Raw genomic sequence first — 16466 nt, 5'->3', positions numbered from 1 at the left:
CATGACCGACACCGACGTGACCACTGCCCGACCGTGGCTCGACGCGGCCCTGCCGGTCGATGAGAGAGTGCAGCTCCTCCTCGACGAGATGACCGTCGAGGAGAAGGCCGGACTGTTCTTCCACACGATGATCGCGATCGGAGACCTCGATGAGGCGAACCCGATCTTCGGCACACCGAGCGCCCGCGAGTTCATCGACCTCAAGAACATGACGCACTTCAACCTGCTGGGGGCGGCGCCCACCGGGCGAGAGATAGCCGCCTGGCAGAACGAGCTGCAGCGGCTGGCGGCCTCGACCCGGCTCGGCATCCCGGTCACGCTGTCGACCGACCCGCGGCATTCGTTCAGCGAGAATCCCGGGGCGTCGATCCTCGCCGGACCGTTCTCGCAATGGCCGGAGACCCTGGGTCTCGCAGCCACCCGTGACCCCGAGCTGGTCGAACGGTTCGCAGATATCGCTCGTCAGGAATATACGGCTGTCGGCCTGCGCGTCGCCCTTCACCCGCAGGTCGACCTCGCCACCGAACCGAGGTGGGCGCGGCAGACGGCGACGTTCGGAGAGGACCCCGAATTGACGGGCATTCTGGGAGCGGCATATATCCGCGGGTTCCAGGGCGACTCGTTCGGTCCCGGATCGGTCTCGACCATGACCAAGCACTTCCCCGGCGGCGGGCCGCAGCTCGACGGCGAGGACCCGCACTTCCCGTACGGGCGGGAGCAGGTGTATCCCGGGGGTGCGTTCGACCTGCACCTCAAGCCCTTCGAGGATGCACTGGCCGCCGGCACGCGTCAGATGATGCCGTACTACGGCATGCCCGTCGGCACCGAGTACGAGGAGGTCGGGTTCGGCTTCAACAGGTCGGTGATCACCGGGCTGCTGCGCGAGCGATTCGGCTTCGACGGCCTGGTGTGCACCGATTGGGGTCTGATCAACGATGCGGAGATCTTCGGCCAGCCGTTCCCTGCCCGCGCCTGGGGCGTGGAGCATCTGACGCCGCGAGAGCGGATGCTCAAGGTGCTCGATGCGGGTGTCGATCAGTTCGGTGGCGAGGACTGCCCCGAACTGCTGCTCGGGCTGGTCGCCGAGGGCTCGGTCTCGGAGGAGAGGCTCGACCTCTCCGCGCGACGGATCCTGCGGGAGAAGTTCGAGCTCGGGCTCTTCGAGAACCCGTTCGTCGACGAGGACGCGGCGGACGAGATCGTCGGCAGCGCGGAGTTCCGCGCCGCGGGAGAGGCGGCCCAGCGCGCCTCCGTGACCGTGCTGACGAACGATGGCTCGCTGCCCTTCGCCCCCGGGATCAAGCTCTACGTCGAGGGGATCGAACCATCCGTCGCAGCCGCGTACGGCGACGTCGTGGCGACCGTCGACGAGGCCGACCTGGCGATCCTCCGTCTCCAGGCGCCGTTCGAGCAGCGCGACACGACCTTCGAGAACTTCTTCCATGCGGGGTCGCTCGAGTTCTCCGACGAGGTGCTCGCGCATGTCGCCGCCATCGCCGGAGCCGTGCCGACCGTGGTCGATGTGCTCGCCGATCGACCGCCCATTCTCGAACCGATCGTGGCCGGTGCGGCGGCCGTCACCGTCAACTGGGGGTCTCAGGGGCGGCGCTGCTCGATGTGCTGAGCGGCGTCGCGAGCGCGCAGGGCAGGCTCCCGTTCGACCTGCCGAGGTCGATGACCGCGGTCGTCGCCTCGCGACCCGATGTGCCGTTCGACACCGCTGATCCGCTCTTCCGATTCGGCGACGGGCTCGCTCTGTAGCCCTCGCTTCACGCCCTGAACCGCCCCGCAGACCTCGGTCTGCGGGGCGGTTTCGTCGTGTGGCCGGAGTGCGTGTCGCGCCTGCGCGGAGTGCGCTGGACCCCTCCTATTCGTCCTGGAAAAGACGTCCTCGCCGACAGACCTGTGGGCAGGTCTCAATGACCGATGACGAAATGTCTCATCTGATGACGTTTCCTGAAAGATCACTGGACAATCGCTGGACTTAACATTCTCGATCCGGCAATACTGTCTGGACATGCGCTCGGTCGGCACCTGTCGACGCCTGGGGAGGGCCTTGTGACGCGGAACATCTGCATCACGGGAGAGGCGAATGGAATTCTTGGAGGGGAAGACTCTGCGGCGACGCAGAGCCATCGGGGGAGGCATCGCCGGCGTGACCGTCGGCGCGATGATCCTTGCGGGTGCACTGGTACCGACGGCGGCGAATGCGCTCGATGACGCGAATCCGAACGATCCGTCGGTCGCGCAGGGACAGATCATCCAGTTGCCGGCCGACCTGCTCGGCGGATTGGACGTCGCCGCACTCGGGCACACGCTGACGAGCAACCCGGCCGCGGTCGGCCCTGAGCTCGGCGGTCTCGACCTCGACGTGCTCGAGGCGCTCAGCATCGACGTGGGCACGCTCAACGTGCCGCTGCTGACCGACGGCACGTCGCCCGGTCTGCTGCAGCTGGGCGATCTGGGGGGCGCGCAGAGCTTCAGCTCCTCACCCACGCAGACCCAGTCGATCGCGTCCTCCGGCGCGATCACCTCCGGTGGTGCGATCGACGCGGGGGCGATCGACGGAAGCGTCAACCCCGCCACCCTCGAACTCACCGATCTCTTCGACCAGCTCAGCGTCGCCGGTCTCACCGACGCCGTCCTCGACGAAGCGTCGGTCGGCATCGGAGCCCTCGCATCGCGGGCGGAGTCGAACGCCGGCGTCGCCGGCTCCGAATACCGCATCGCTGGCCTGGACCTCGACCTGCACAGCAACCTGGTCGCGGGGCTCGCGACCACTCTGGGCACGGCCATCCAGGGCACGGTGACCCCGGTCAGCGACCTCGCCGGTCCCGGCGGAGCGCTCACCGGGCTCGTCACGACCGTGGTCGACACGATCAACGCGATTCCGGATGTGCCCCTCGTCGCCGCCTTCGAGGCGACGGGCGGAACGGTCGCTATCGCCGGCCTCGACACAGTCGGGGCGACGGTCGTCACGGAGCTCCTGACGGAGCCGCTCGAGAACACCACGGGCTCGGTGCTCGTCGACCTGAGCGACGGGACGATCTCGGTCGACCTCGCTCAGATCCTCGTGGAGACGGGCGCAGGAGCCGACCTCAACTCGCTTCCCGCGAACACCCCTGTGCTGTCTGCGACGACGATCGCCGCCATCCAGCAGGGGATCACCTCTGCTCTGACCGGAACGCACCCGAACAGCCTCAACGGCAAGGTCGCGACCATCCTCGACTCCACCCTCGACTCGCTGGCGGTCACGCTCACCGTCGGGGTGGATCTCACCAACCCGCTCACCGGGATCGACCTGGTCTCCGGCGATGTCACGATCGCCGGCTCGCTCGCTCAGTTCGCGGGCACGGCCACGCCGGTTCCGACGGTGACCACCGACATCTCGCTCGCCGGGCTCAACATCGGTGCGCTGCTCAACCCGGTGGTGAGCGCTGTGACCACGGCGGTCACCACGACCACCGGCCCTCTAGTGAACACCGCGCTGACCAGCGTCATCCCGCTCGTCCAGCCGGCCCTCGCAGCGGTCACCGGCCCCGTGCTCTCGACGCTGGACCCCGTGCTGCAGGGCGTGCTGTCCGGCATCGCGACCATCACGATCAACGAGCAGTCCGAGCCGGGAGACATCCCCGGTGACAGCTTCACCGTGCGGGCGCTCGCCATCGATCTGCTCCCGGCCGTGGGCGGAGGGGTCGAACTCGATCTCGCGTCGTCGACCGTCAAGGCAGCGGCGGCGGCAGTCGCGGCTATCGACGCCGCAACCACCGTGCAGGCCGGAACCGATCTTCCGGTCACCGGCTCCGGCTGGCCGGCCAACACCCAGGTGACGATCCAGGTGGCAGCACCGGACGGAACCCCGGTCAACGAATCAGCGCCGGTGACCACCGACGCGTCGGGCAACTTCACCGGCACGGTCTTCATCCCGGCCTCGACCGTGCCCGGCACCGGCTACATCGTCACGGCGACCGACGGCACCAGCACGGCGACGGACACCACCGAGGTGACCGCCGCGGCAGCGATCGATGCGGCACCTGCCGTGCAGGACGGAACCGACCTCGGCGTCTCGGGCACCAACTGGCCCGCGAACACACAGATCTCGGTGCAGCTGACCGCTCCCGGCGGCGGCGCGAACATCGGCGGCCCCGAGCTCGTCACGACGGACGGGTCGGGTGCCTTCGTGCTCGGCTACCCCGTTCCGGCCGGAACTCCTGCGGGAACCGGCTACACGGTCACCGCGACGCTGGGCGCGCAGACGGCGACGGACACCACCGAGGTGACGAACGCTCCGGTCGCCTCGATCGATGCGGCGCCGACCGTTCAGGCAGGCACCGATCTCGCGGTCTCCGGCTCCAACTGGCCGGCGAACACCGAGATCTCGGTGCAGCTGACGGCTCCGGGCGGAGGCGCGGACGTCGGTGGCCCCGAGACGGTCACGACGAACGGCGACGGTGAGTTCACGCTCTCCTACCCGGTGCCCGCATCGGCGACGCCCGGCACGGCCTACACGGTCACCGCGACCGCTGGCGCCGAGACGGCGATCGACACCACCGAGGTGACGGCCGCCGCTGCGGTGGATGCGGCCGACACGGTGCAGGCGGGAACCTCTCTCCCCATCACCGGTGCGAACTGGCCGGCCGACACCGTCGTCGAGGTGCAGCTGACGGACCCGGACGGCGCTGACGTCGGGGGTCCCGAGACGGTCACGACCGATGGCGACGGCGGGTTCACGCTGAACTACCCGGTTCCCGCGTCGGCGACCCCGGGCACGGGGTACACCGTGACCGCGACGGTCGGCGGCCAGACGGCTGAGGACACGACCGAGGTGACCGCCGCGGCAGCGGTGGATGCCGCGGACACGGTGCAGGCGGGCACGAGCCTTCCCGTCACCGGCACCGGCTGGCCGGCGAACACCGAGGTCTCGGTGCAGCTGACCGCTCCGGGCGGAGCGACCGTCGGCGGTCCTGAGACGGTCACGACCGATGGCGACGGCGGGTTCACGCTCGACTACCCGGTTCCCGCCTCGGCGACGCCGGGCACGGGCTACACGATCACCGCGACCGTCGGCACGCAGACGGCGACCGACACGACGGAGGTGACCGCAGCGGCGACCGTCGACGCGGCCGCGACCGTCGAGGCCGGCACGGACCTGGCGATCACCGGTGCGGAGTGGCCGGCCGACACCGAGGTCACCGTGCAGCTGACAGCCCCCGGTGGTGCGGTCATCGGCACGCCCCAGACGGTGACGACCGGTGCTCTCGGCGGCTTCGCGATCGACTATCCGGTGCCGGCGGGAACTCCCGCGGGCACCGGATACACGGTCACCGCGAGCGCGGGCACGCAGACAGCCACCGACACGACCGAGGTGACGGCTGCTCCGGTCGTCGTCGACGCGGCCTCGTCGGTTCCGGCAGGTACCAACCTCGCCGTCACCGGCACGGGTTGGCCGGTGAACTCCACCGTGTCGCTGCAGCTCACCGCGCCAGGCGGGGGAGCGGACATCGGAGGCCCGGTCATCGCGACCACTGACGAGTTCGGTGCGTTCACGGAGAACTACCCGGTTCCGGCTGATGCCGAGCCCGGCGCGGGCTACCTGCTCACCGCGACATCCGGCGCGTCCAGCGACACGGACACCACCGAGGTGACCGCGGGCGACCCGGGTGACGTCAACACCAACGCGGCTGCATCGGCATCCGCTTCGGCTGACGCGACCGCAGACGGCGACCCGTCGGCGCAGGCGGCGGCTGAGGCCGCGGCCCTCGCAGACGCGACGTCGGCGGCCTCAGCGGCGGCGACCTCGGACGCCACCTCGGCGGCGGATGCGGCGGCGACGCCGGATGCCTCGTCGGCCGCGACGACCGATGCCACCTCGACGGCCAACGCCTCGGCGGCAGTTGCTGCGCAGGCGGCGGCCCAGGCCGACGCGTCGGATGACGTGAACGCGGATGCATCGACGGCGGCGGAGTCGAACTCGGCGTCGTCGTCGGAGTCGGCGGCCATCGCCGACTCGTCGACGGATGCCTCGTCCGAGGCTGCGGCCAACACGAACGCGGCGGCGTCGGCATCCGCGTCGGCGAACGCCGATGCATCGACCGACGCGATCGCTGAAGCGGCCGCGCAGGCGGCGGCGTTCGCGGACGCCACGGCAGAGGGATCGGCTGCGGCTGACCCGACGGCTGAGGCTGCGGCGGAGTCGGCGGCGACGGCGACATCGTCCACGGCAGCCACGGCGGACGCCACCTCGGAGGCGAACGCCGGTGCGGCGGTAGCGGCTCAGGCTGCGGCGCTGGCCGACGCGACGGCGGATACCGCGGCTGAGGCCTCGGCGACATCGGACGCCTCGACGAGCGCAGCATCGAACTCGAGCGCGGCGGCGATCGCCAGTGCATCGACCGACGCATCTTCCGATGCAGTCGCCACGGCCGATGCCTCGGCTGCGGCCGACCCGTCGGCTGAGGTCGACACCAACGCCTCGGCATCCGCTGCGGCGTCGGCTCAGGCTGATGACGACAGCAACGCGGCGGCTCAGGCGGCGGCTGTCGCTGCGGCTCTGGCCGATGCGACGAGTTCCGCTTCGGCGGCGGCTGACGTGACGGCTGATGCGGCCGCGTCTGCGGCGGCGACGGACGACGCATCCACGGACGCGTCGACCACGGCCACGACGGATGCGGACGCGTCTGCTGCAGCGGCCGCTCAGGCGGCGGCGCAGAACGATGCGACCTCGACGAGTGCGGCTGACGCGTCCGCGGCGGCAGATGCCGACCCGAACGCGTCGGCGGCCGCGGCGGCCAACGCCTCGTCGTCGGCCACGGCGTCCGCGACGGCGGCGGCTGACGCTTCCGCTGAGGCAGAGGTCGAGGCTTCCGCTGCGACCACGGCTGACGCTGCGGCTACGGCTGATGCCTCGGCTGCGGCCGACCCGTCGGCTGAGGTCGACACCAACGCCTCGGCATCCGCTGCGGCGTCGGCTCAGGCTGATGACGACAGCAACGCGGCGGCGCAGGCGGCGGCTGTCGCTGCGGCTCTGGCCGATGCGACGAGCTCCGCTTCGGCGGCGGCTGACGTGACGGCTGATGCGGCCGCGTCTGCGGCGGCGACGGACGACGCATCCACAGACGCGTCGGCCACGGCCACGACGGATGCGAACGCGTCGGCCGCCTCCGCGGCAGCGGCGCAGGCGTCGGCGCAGAACGACGCGACCTCGACGAGTGCGGCTGACGCATCGGCTTCGGCTGACGCTGATCCGAACGCGTCGGCGGCCGCGGCGGCCAACGCCTCGTCGTCGGCAACGGCGTCCGCGTCGGCGGCGGCTGATGCCTCCGCTGAGGCTGTTGCCGAGGCATCCGCCTCGGCGACTGCTGAGGCCTCGGCGTCTGCAGACGCGGCAGCCGACCCGACCGGACCGATCGCCATCACGATCAAGGTCCCGGTTCTGGAGCGCGGAGAGAAGCAGACGGCGGTCGGCACCGGGTTCCAGCCCGGCGAGTCCGTCACCGGTGTGATGACGTCCGAGCCGATCGCACTGGGCACCCAGGTCGCCGATGCGCAGGGCACGGTCACCTTCACCTGGACGATCCCCTCCGGCACCGACCTCGGAACCCACGCCGTGACACTGACCGGAGCGACCTCCGGCAGCGTGTCGGCCTCGTTCCAGGTCGTGGCCACGGGCCTCGCCACCACCGGTGGTGAGATCCAGGGCGGGTGGATCGCGCTGGCGGCTCTGCTGCTGATGCTCGGACTCGGAATGACGAGGGTCGCGCGTTCCAGACGGCCGCTCGTCCAGACGGAGTAACGCAGTGCAGGAACGCTGAGAGGTCGGGGCCGTCGCTGCGGCGGCCCCGACCTTCAGCGGTGAGAAGGATGTGGATGGGCACGATGACTGAGACCTCACCCGAAGTGCAGGATGCGGCGGTCGCCGCGACCGCCCCTCGACCGCGCCCGACCTGGTGGGTGAAGCTCATCGCGTTCGCCGCGTGTCTGCTCACCCTGTGGCACGTGGGGGCGTCGTTCCTGTGGATCGCTCCGTACTCGGCGCTCCGCGAGATCCCCACGCAAGAAGTCCTCGCCGGGTACATACTGCCGATGTTCGGTCAGTCGTGGAGCGTCTTCGCGCCCGAGCCCATCAACGGCGACTACCACTTCAACGTGCGTGCCGTCATCGAGAAGGACGGTGAGGAGATCGAGACCGGGTGGGTGAGCGCCACCGACGTCGAGCTCTCGATGATCCGCTACAACCTCTTCCCGCCCCGAGCGGGGATCCAGTCGAGCGAGGTCGCGAGCGGCCAGATGAACGCCTACAACAAGCTGGACGACGACCAGAAGGCCGTCGTCGGGCTCGACTTCGCCGAGGATGGCTGGGAGGAGTGGATGGTGCGCTCCTTCGACGAACTCGAGGGCGACAACCCGTCGACCGACGCGTACATGGCGGAAGAGCACCTCTCCACCGCCTACGCCACCCAGGTGGCCTATGCGATCTGGGGCGCCGACTCCGTCATCAAGGTCCAGTACCGCGTGAGCCGCCAGAACGTGGTGCCCTATGCGGATCGCAACGATCCGAGCGCGCAGCGCCCCGACCCCACGTTCTCGACCACCGGGTGGCGCCTGCCTATAGAAGAGGAAGGGCAGAGTCGCGAGAACTTCGCGAACACCTTCCGCGCCCAGTTCGAGAGGATCCAGCCGTGAGCGCGCCCACCAAGACCGCGCCCCAGACGAACGGCGCCGCGAACCGCAACCGGAAGAAGGATGCTGCCGGGCGGTCGACCGTGACGGCGCCCGCTCCGGCATCCGCTCCACCCGCCTCTGCCCCCGAGCCTTCGCCGCCGCGCATGCCCGCGCCTTCGGGTGCGCCTGCCGCCCCGCCTCCCCGGTCTTTCGTGACCCGCCTGCTGAGCTTCGCCTCGTCGATGATCGGCGGACTGTGGTCGATGGTCCTCTCGGCGATCGACCGGATCTCCGCGTTCGTGGGGGACTGGCTCTTCAACGGCAAGAAGGCCCTCTACGGTCTCGCGGTCACCCGCATCCTCTTCGGCGTCACGGCGATCGGCCTGCTCGCGTCGAACTTCAGCACTCGTCTCTATACGTTCGGCTCGGGGTCGGCGTGGAACGGCGAACTCGCCGAACCCGTCAGCGAGTTCCCGAAGATCTGGATCTTCAGCGCGTTCCATGCCGCGATGGGCAATGACGCGCTCTACACCGCCCTCTATCTGCTGCTCGGCGTGCTGGCGGTGCTGTTCGTCCTCGGCTGGCGTTTCCGGATCGTCCTCCCGGTGTTCTTCTGCCTCTGGGTCGGGTTCATCGAGGCGAACGACATGGTGGGCGATCAGGGCGACAACATGTTCCGCATCGCGCTGCTTCTGCTGTTCTTCGCCGACCCGGCCGCTCGCTGGTCGATCGATGCCAGACGTCGCGCCAAGAAGGGGGAGTGGTTCGCTCCGGGAAGCCAGCCCGCCCTCCTGGGAACGGTCTTCCACAATCTGGCCCTCGTGGCGCTGACCGCGCAGGTGTGCTTCGTGTACGCGTCGGGTGCTCTCTACAAGGCGGGAGGTGCGCCCTGGGAAGAGGGCTACGCGGTGTACAACCCGCTGCAGACCGCTCGGTTCGGCACGTGGCCGGTGCTCAGCGACCTGGTCACGACCTGGGGCCCGATGGTCGTCGCGGCGACCTGGGGTTCGATCATCCTGCAGGTGGCGTTCCCGCTGATGCTGCTCACGCGGCCCACTCGGCTGATCGGCCTCATCGGCATCCTCTCCTTCCACATCGGCATCGGCGTGCTGATGGGGCTGCCGTGGTTCTCGCTGACGATGATCGCGATCGACTCGATCTTCATCCGCGATCGGACGTGGGCGCGGTTGAGCGAAGGGACGAGACGGCGGTGGGAGCAGGCGCAGACCGCGCCTCCCACGCCCGCACGCGTCGAGGCCTGAGACTGCGGCTGGGCTGAGACTGTGGTCTGACGACAATCCGACCGGGCGCCGTCCCGGGAGCTTGTTGGAGGATGCGCACACAGCAGTTCGCTCCTGGTTGTGGCAGACCTACCATGGGAGTATCCCTACTTCCCTCTGAGAGGAACGCTCATGGTCGACGCCGCCGTCCGTCCGAAGACGACTCGCCCGCACACCGACAGCGCAGATGCGAACCTGAGGTTCGATGTCGCCCGGGTCACCGATCTGCTGATGGGCACCTGGGCCGACACGCGCCGCGAGGCGCGCGAGCTGATCAAGGATTCGGCGTTCTGGCGCGATGACGCGCTGAGCAAGGACGAGCACCGCGAGCGTGTGCTCAGCCAGCTGCACCTGCTCGTCGAGAACAAGGCAGTGCACCGGGCATTCCCGACCGCACTCGGCGGAGAAGACAACAACGGCGGCAACATCGCCGGCTTCGAGGAGCTCGTCGTCGCCGATCCGAGTCTGCAGATCAAGTCGGGAGTGCAGTGGGGGCTGTTCGGCTCCGCCATCCTGCAGCTCGGCACCGCCGAGCACCACGAGAAGTGGCTGCCCGGTGTCATGGATCTCTCGATCCCCGGCGCCTTCGCGATGACCGAGATCGGGCACGGCTCCGATGTGGCAGCGGTCGGCACCACCGCCACGTACGACCCGAGCACCGAGGAGTTCGTGATCAACACGCCGTTCCGCGGCGCGACGAAGGAGTACCTCGGCAACGCGGCGCTGCACGGCGTGGCGGCGACGGTGTTCGCTCAGCTGATCACGAACGGCGTGAACCACGGGGTGCACTGCTTCTACGTGCCGCTGCGCGGCGAAGACGGCGTCGATCTTCCCGGCATCGGTCGTGAGGACGACGGGCTCAAGGGCGGGCTCAACGGCATCGACAACGGCCGCCTCAGCTTCGACCACATCCGCATCCCCCGCACGAACCTGCTGAACAAGTACGGCGATGTGGCGGCCGACGGCACGTACTCGAGCGCGATCGACAGCCCCGGTCGCCGCTTCTTCACGATGCTCGGCACGCTGGTGCAGGGACGGGTCTCGCTCGACGGCGCCGCGTCGTGGGCTTCGGCTCTCGGGCTGAAGATCGCGATCACCTACGCGACGCAGCGCCGCCAGTTCGACGGAGCAGACGGCCAGGAGGTCGTGCTCATGGACTACGGCAAGCACCAGCGCCGCCTGCTGCCGCGCCTGGCGACGACCTACGCGCAGATCTTCGCGCACGACGAGTTCCTGCAGAAGTTCGACGGCGTGTTCTCCGGCCGCATCGACACCCCTGATGACCGTGAGGACCTCGAGACCCTGGCGGCAGCCCTCAAGCCGCTGTCGACCTGGCACGCGCTCGACACCCTCCAGGAGGCTCGCGAGGCCTGCGGCGGAGCGGGCTTCATGTTCGAGAACCGTCTCGTGGGACTTCGCGCCGACCTCGACATCTATGTCACTTTCGAGGGCGACAACAATGTGCTCCTCCAGCTGGTCGGCAAGCGGCTGCTCACCGACTACGCCAAGCAGTTCACCGGCAAGGATGCTGCGGCCCTGGCCAAGTTCGCCGTAGGCATGACCGCCGGCAAGCTGTTCCACGGCGCAGGCCTTCGTCAGTTCGGCCAGTCGGTCGTCGACCTCGGTCAGGTCTCGCGTTCGGTCGAGAACGGTCTGCGTGAGGAGCAGCAGCACCAGCTGCTCGCCGAGCGCGTGCAGCAGATGGTCGCCGACATCGCCGGCCGGCTGCGTCCGGCGGGCAAGGACAAGGCCCTCGGCGCGAAGCTGTTCAACGAGAATCAGGCCGAGCTGATCGAGGCGGCCCGTGCGCACGGTGAGCTGCTGCAGTGGGAGGCGTTCACGGATGCCGTCCACCGCGTCGACGACGCCGACACCAAGAAGGTGCTCACGTGGCTGCGCGACCTCTTCGGTCTGCAGCTCATCGAGAAGCACCTCGCCTGGCACCTCATCCACGGGCGTCTCTCGACGCAGCGCGCCGCCGCGGTCTCGCGATACATCGACCGTCTGTGCGCCAGGCTCCGTCCGTACGCACTCGACCTGGTCGACGCGTTCGGCTACGAGCCGGAGCACGTCCGGGCGCCCATCGCCTCCGGCGCCGAGCGCGTGCGGCAGGACGAGGCTCGGGAGTACTACGCGGCGCTCGCGGCATCCGGTGACGCCCCTGTGCTGGAGAAGGCGCTCAAGAAGAACGCGAAGCGCTGAGGTTTCCTCGTCGCTCCGCTGACGAAGGCCGGGATCAGTGGTCCCGGCCTTCGTCGTGGGCGGTCAGGTGCCGCAGAGGAGGGCGCGAGTAGTGTCGATCTGTCCCATCCGCACCGATCAGAGGAGTCCGAGATGACCCGCGTCACCGCCTATGCCGCACCCAGCGAGGCCGCACCGCTCGAGAAGACCGTCATCGAGCGCCGCGAGCTCGGCCCGAACGACATCCTGATCGACATCGCGTTCGCCGGCATCTGCCACTCCGACATCCACACGGTGCGCGGAGACTGGGGGCCGCAGCAGTACCCGCTCGCACCCGGACACGAGATCGCCGGAACCGTCGCGGCTATCGGTTCGGATGTCACCAAGTACGCCCTCGGCGATCGGGTCGGCGTCGGCTGTCTCGTGAACTCGTGCGGAGAATGCCGCAACTGCCTGCGCGGCGACGAGCAGTTCTGCTCCAACGGTGCGATCTTCACCTACGGCAGCACCGACCGTGACGGCAGCGTCACTCAGGGCGGATACTCCGAGCAGGTCGTGGTGACCGAGTCCTTCGCCGTGCGCATCCCCGACGCGCTCGGGCTCGACGTCGCGGCACCCCTGCTCTGCGCAGGAATCACCACGTACTCCCCGCTGCGGCACTGGAACGTCGGACCCGGCACGCGCGTGGCGGTCGTCGGCCTCGGCGGACTCGGCCACATGGGCGTGCAGATCGCGCACGCTCTCGGAGCAGAGGTCACCGTGCTGTCGCAGACGCTCAGCAAGAAGGATGATGGCCTCCGTCTCGGTGCCGATCACTACTATGCGACGAGCGATCCCGAGACGTTCCGCTCGCTGCGCGGGTCGTTCGACGTCATCCTCAACACGGTCAGCGCGGTCGTCGACCTCCGCGCCTACCTCGGTCTGCTCGACGTGGGCGGGTCGATGGTCTGCGTGGGAGCCCCCGCAGAACCGCTCTCAGTGAACGTCTCGTCTCTGATCGGCGGGCGTCGATCGCTCGCGGGGTCCAACATCGGCGGCATCCAGGAGACCCAGGAGATGCTCGATTTCTGCGCCGAACACGGCATCGCAGCCGAGATCGAGATCATCAGCGCATCGCAGATCAACGAGGCGTACGAGCGCGTGCTCGCCTCTGACGTGCGCTATCGCTTCGTGATCGACGCCGCGACCATCGCCGACTGAGTGCCGGAGAGGGTCCTCGGGCACGCCCCGGGGACCCCCGTCGGTTTCTCTCCTGGGACCGTTCGCGCAGTGGCTGCGGCGGTGTGGGCCGGGGTGATGCTGGGCCTGTGCGGCAGGGCGGCGCGGTAGCCGTAGCCGTAGCCGCGCTCAGTTCGCGGGATCCGGCTCGCGGTAGTACTCGAGGAAGTTGCTGCGCGTCGCGGCGTGCAGCTCGTGGATCAGATCTCCGGCTCGTTCGCCGTCACGGGCTTCGGCCGCTGCAGTGATCGCGCGGATGAAATCGCGCGCCTGGAGAGGCGTGACGAGGTTCTCGCGAGGCGTGAGGAAGCGCACCAGCTGCAGCGACAGGGTCTCGGCCTTCGCTCGCAGCACGGAGTTCGTCGCGGCGCGGACGACGACGAGGAAATACCGGCGGATCGCTCGTCCGAGAGCGGCCGCGTCATCTGCATCCACCGCATCCTCGACATGCGCCAGCTCGCGACGCAGGTCGGCGATATGCGCATCCGCGAGGTCGGCGGTGGTGGTGCGGGCAAGGTGCTCGTGGATCACTCCGATCACGAACAGGCTCTCGTTGATCGCCGCGACGTTCACCGGGGCCACCCGGGTGTGACGGTGCGGCACCAACTCGACGACGTCCTCCTCGGCGAGTCGATTGAGCGCCTCGCGGATCGGGGTTCTGGACGACCCGAGCCACGTCATGAGCTCCTCGTCGTGGAGAACTTCCCCGGGTTCCAACGTCCCGTCGAGGATCGCCCCGAGGATCGTGTCGTAGACCTCGTCGCGAAGCAGCCGCCGCGGCGGAGGTGTGTCCCTCGTGGGCATCACGCGTCCTCGCTTCCGCGCCGCTCAGCTGTATCGGCGCCAGCAGCGACCTGCGGGCTCGATTCGGCCGCATCTCGTGCCTGCACGCTTGCGGCCCCTGCAGTGAAGTACGCCTGTGCGGCCAGGGCTGCGGCATCCGCGTTCCCTGTGGCGGCGGCGGAGGCAAGTGCGTCGAGCGCGGCCGATGTGTCGGTCGCGTCGAGTGCGCCGGGTCGAGCGGTGATCATCCGGGTGACGTGCGGCACCGACTTCTCGCGGATGCGCTGAACGAGGGTGTTGCGGTAGCGGTCGACGAACACGTTCATCAGGTTGTTCACGATCCGTGCGCGTTCGAGGGCGTTCGAGGTCCGGCTCACCGTCGTGTGCAGGTCGGCGATCTGCGTCCGGTCCGCGTCGGTGAGGAGCGGGACAGCCTCGCGCACCGTCGCCGAGTACACGACGCCGAGCATCTCCATCTCCTCTGCGAACCTCGTGGGATCGAGAGGTGCGATGCGGGTGCCCCTCTGAGGAAGCACTTCGATCAGCCCCATGCCGGCGAGCCGGTTCACCGCCTCCCGGATCGGCGTGCGCGAGGCGCCCAACCAGCTCTCGAGCTGCTTGTCGGAGATCGGCTCCCCTGCGGCCAGGTCACCGGCGACGATGGCATCCAGAAGCGTGTCGAAGATCTGGTCGCGCAGCAGCTTTCGGGGCATTTGCGCCGGGGTCTTGGGCACAGGCATGGGTCAATGCTAGTCGGAATCATCTGGGTACCTGATATATCAATCGCCCGCAATATATACCCATGCCCTGGCTCTCGGTGGATGAGGCGACGACTTCAGGCAGGGTGCCGGAGCATTGAAATATCAGATGATTTGTGTCCGCGGCTCACTTATGTCATCCTCTAATCATCCAATATGTTAGTTGATGAGAGCGATGTGATCATGCCCATGGGCTCCCTCGAGGACCAACTGCGCCCGCAGCTTCTCAGCGGTCTCGCATACGAGCGCCTGCTCGCCGAGATCGTGAGCGGCCGCATCCCGCCCGGCCAGCGACTGCGGCTCGATCTGCTCGCCCACGCGTGGGCCGTCTCCCGGACGCCGGTGCGCGAGGCGCTGCAACGGCTTGTCGAGATGCGGTTCGTCCAGGTGTCTCCGAGCGCCGGAACTCGTGTGGCGGAGTGGTCGCGCGCTGACATGATCGAGCGCGCCCACGTCGTCGGTCGCCTGATCGTCGAGAAGAGCTGCATCGGCCCGCCCGTGCGCACGCACCAGCAGTCGACGCGACTGGCGGACGAGACCTGCGAGCTGCTCGGCTACCTCGAGCTCTCCGAGATCCTCATCTCGCGGGAGCTCGGCCGTCTGGGCCCCCGCCTCGCCCGCGACCACATCGACCCGCTGCGGCTGTTCGTGGATCCGCAGACGGCCCGCCACCACGGCATCGATCTCGACACGGATCGGGCCTCCCGCCGCCGTCTCCTCTCCGCGGCCCTCGCCGCCATCGAACGACAGGATGCTGCCGCGGCGCGCGAAGCTCTCGACGGGTTCTCGACGTCGTTCATCGACGCGCTCGGATCCGGCCCCGCAGAGGCCGCTGCGTAGTCCCGGCAGGAGAGCCGGGATCACCCGCCGTGTCGGTGGCGGCGGCTAGCGTGGGCTCATGACGTCTCTGATCGCCGGCCCCGACCTCCGCGACCGATGCGGGTGGGTGGGCGACGACGCCGAATACCGCCGCTATCACGACGAGGAGTGGGGCACCCCGCTTCACGGCGACCGGGCGCTGTTCGAGAAGATGGCCCTCGAGGGGTTTCAGGCGGGGCTCTCGTGGATCACCATCCTGCGCAAGCGCCCCCGGTTCCGCGAGGTCTTCGCCGGCTTCGAGCCCGAGCGGGTCGCCGAGTTCGACCGATCCGACGTCGAGCGGCTCATGGCGGATGCGGGGATCATCCGCAACCGGGCGAAGATCGAGGCCACCATCGGCAACGCCCGAATCGTGCGCTCGATGGCAGACGGCGAGCTGGATGAGCTGATGTGGTCGTTCGCGCCGGCATCGGGACCGCGGCCCGCATCGTTCGCGGATGTTCCGGCGGTGACGCCGGAGTCTACGGCGATGAGCAAGGAACTGCGTCGTCGCGGCTTCCGATTCGTGGGTCCGACGACGATGTACGCGCTCATGCAGTCCGCGGGCATGGTCGACGATCATGTCGTCGGGTGCTGGCGCGCCTGACCACCGAGGCGTGCTGGGCGCGCCCGCCGTGTCGGGGGCGAGCGGAGGGGCGACCGCCCGCCTTCGGGATCGTCCACACCCTCGATATACTCGTGGTCGGGGGGATCGCCCAGCGCGGCG

The 16466-nt window shown here is 69.0% G+C and carries 9 protein-coding genes and 1 pseudogene; 8 read left to right on the top strand and 2 right to left on the bottom strand.

The features are described 5' to 3' along the window. The first annotated feature begins 1 nt into the window (after position 1). The 6 genes and pseudogenes from ACZZZQ_RS04860 (at position 2) to ACZZZQ_RS04835 (ending at position 13322) form a co-directional block, all read left to right on the top strand. Positions 2-1761, top strand: a pseudogene (locus tag ACZZZQ_RS04860) (glycoside hydrolase family 3 protein). A gap of 331 nt (positions 1762-2092) precedes the next feature. Next, a complete protein-coding gene (locus ACZZZQ_RS04855; RefSeq protein WP_463507023.1) occupies positions 2093-7792 on the top strand; it encodes a choice-of-anchor G family protein in 5700 nt (1899 codons plus the stop codon). Between the two features lie 83 nt (positions 7793-7875). Continuing rightward, a complete protein-coding gene (locus ACZZZQ_RS04850) occupies positions 7876-8682 on the top strand; it encodes a DUF5819 family protein (protein WP_463507022.1) in 807 nt (268 codons plus the stop codon). Then, a complete protein-coding gene (locus tag ACZZZQ_RS04845; protein ID WP_463507021.1) occupies positions 8679-9923 on the top strand; it encodes an HTTM domain-containing protein in 1245 nt (414 codons plus the stop codon). Before ACZZZQ_RS04850 ends, ACZZZQ_RS04845 begins: the two co-directional genes overlap by 4 nt. Before the next feature lie 150 nt (positions 9924-10073). Next, the gene (locus ACZZZQ_RS04840; protein WP_056276610.1) at positions 10074-12143 is read left to right on the top strand and encodes an acyl-CoA dehydrogenase family protein; all 2070 of its coding nucleotides are present in this window, start codon (positions 10074-10076) and stop codon (positions 12141-12143) included. A 132-nt stretch (positions 12144-12275) separates the two neighbouring features. Then, on the top strand, positions 12276-13322 hold the full coding sequence (locus ACZZZQ_RS04835) for an NAD(P)-dependent alcohol dehydrogenase (protein WP_463507020.1): 1047 nt from the start codon (positions 12276-12278) through the stop codon (positions 13320-13322). 147 nt (positions 13323-13469) lie between these two features. Here ACZZZQ_RS04835 and ACZZZQ_RS04830 read toward each other — a convergent pair whose 3' ends face one another. Beyond that, on the bottom strand, positions 13470-14144 hold the full coding sequence (locus ACZZZQ_RS04830) for a GntR family transcriptional regulator (protein WP_295100767.1): 675 nt from the start codon (positions 14142-14144) through the stop codon (positions 13470-13472). Beyond that, positions 14144-14863, bottom strand: coding sequence for a GntR family transcriptional regulator (locus ACZZZQ_RS04825; RefSeq protein ID WP_187248890.1), 720 nt, complete (start codon positions 14861-14863; stop codon positions 14144-14146). Before ACZZZQ_RS04825 ends, ACZZZQ_RS04830 begins: the two co-directional genes overlap by 1 nt. 201 nt (positions 14864-15064) lie before the next feature. On the opposite strand from ACZZZQ_RS04825, the gene ACZZZQ_RS04820 reads away from it, so the two are divergent. Further along, positions 15065-15721 (top strand): GntR family transcriptional regulator, encoded by a 657-nt coding sequence (locus ACZZZQ_RS04820; protein ID WP_198032370.1) that lies wholly within the window; start codon positions 15065-15067, stop codon positions 15719-15721. 58 nt (positions 15722-15779) lie between these two features. Further along, positions 15780-16346, top strand: coding sequence for a DNA-3-methyladenine glycosylase I (locus tag ACZZZQ_RS04815; RefSeq protein ID WP_053098659.1), 567 nt, complete (start codon positions 15780-15782; stop codon positions 16344-16346). Positions 16347-16466 lie beyond the last annotated feature (120 nt).

This window comes from Microbacterium sp. AC132 (assembly GCF_979258525.1).
This window is presented reverse-complemented; position numbering and strand designations above follow the sequence as displayed.

What these genes read in the sequence shown, in the direction of transcription:
- ACZZZQ_RS04855 (WP_463507023.1), top strand. Translation starts at nt 2,093, where the DNA reads ATGGAATTCTTGGAGGGGAAGACTCTGCGGCGACGCAGAGCCATCGGG.
- ACZZZQ_RS04850 (WP_463507022.1), top strand. Translation starts at nt 7,876, where the DNA reads ATGACTGAGACCTCACCCGAAGTGCAGGATGCGGCGGTCGCCGCGACC.
- ACZZZQ_RS04840 (WP_056276610.1), top strand. Translation starts at nt 10,074, where the DNA reads ATGGTCGACGCCGCCGTCCGTCCGAAGACGACTCGCCCGCACACCGAC.
- ACZZZQ_RS04835 (WP_463507020.1), top strand. Translation starts at nt 12,276, where the DNA reads ATGACCCGCGTCACCGCCTATGCCGCACCCAGCGAGGCCGCACCGCTC.
- ACZZZQ_RS04830 (WP_295100767.1), bottom strand. Translation starts at nt 14,144, where the DNA reads ATGCCCACGAGGGACACACCTCCGCCGCGGCGGCTGCTTCGCGACGAG.
- ACZZZQ_RS04825 (WP_187248890.1), bottom strand. Translation starts at nt 14,863, where the DNA reads ATGCCTGTGCCCAAGACCCCGGCGCAAATGCCCCGAAAGCTGCTGCGC.
- ACZZZQ_RS04820 (WP_198032370.1), top strand. Translation starts at nt 15,065, where the DNA reads ATGCCCATGGGCTCCCTCGAGGACCAACTGCGCCCGCAGCTTCTCAGC.
- ACZZZQ_RS04815 (WP_053098659.1), top strand. Translation starts at nt 15,780, where the DNA reads ATGACGTCTCTGATCGCCGGCCCCGACCTCCGCGACCGATGCGGGTGG.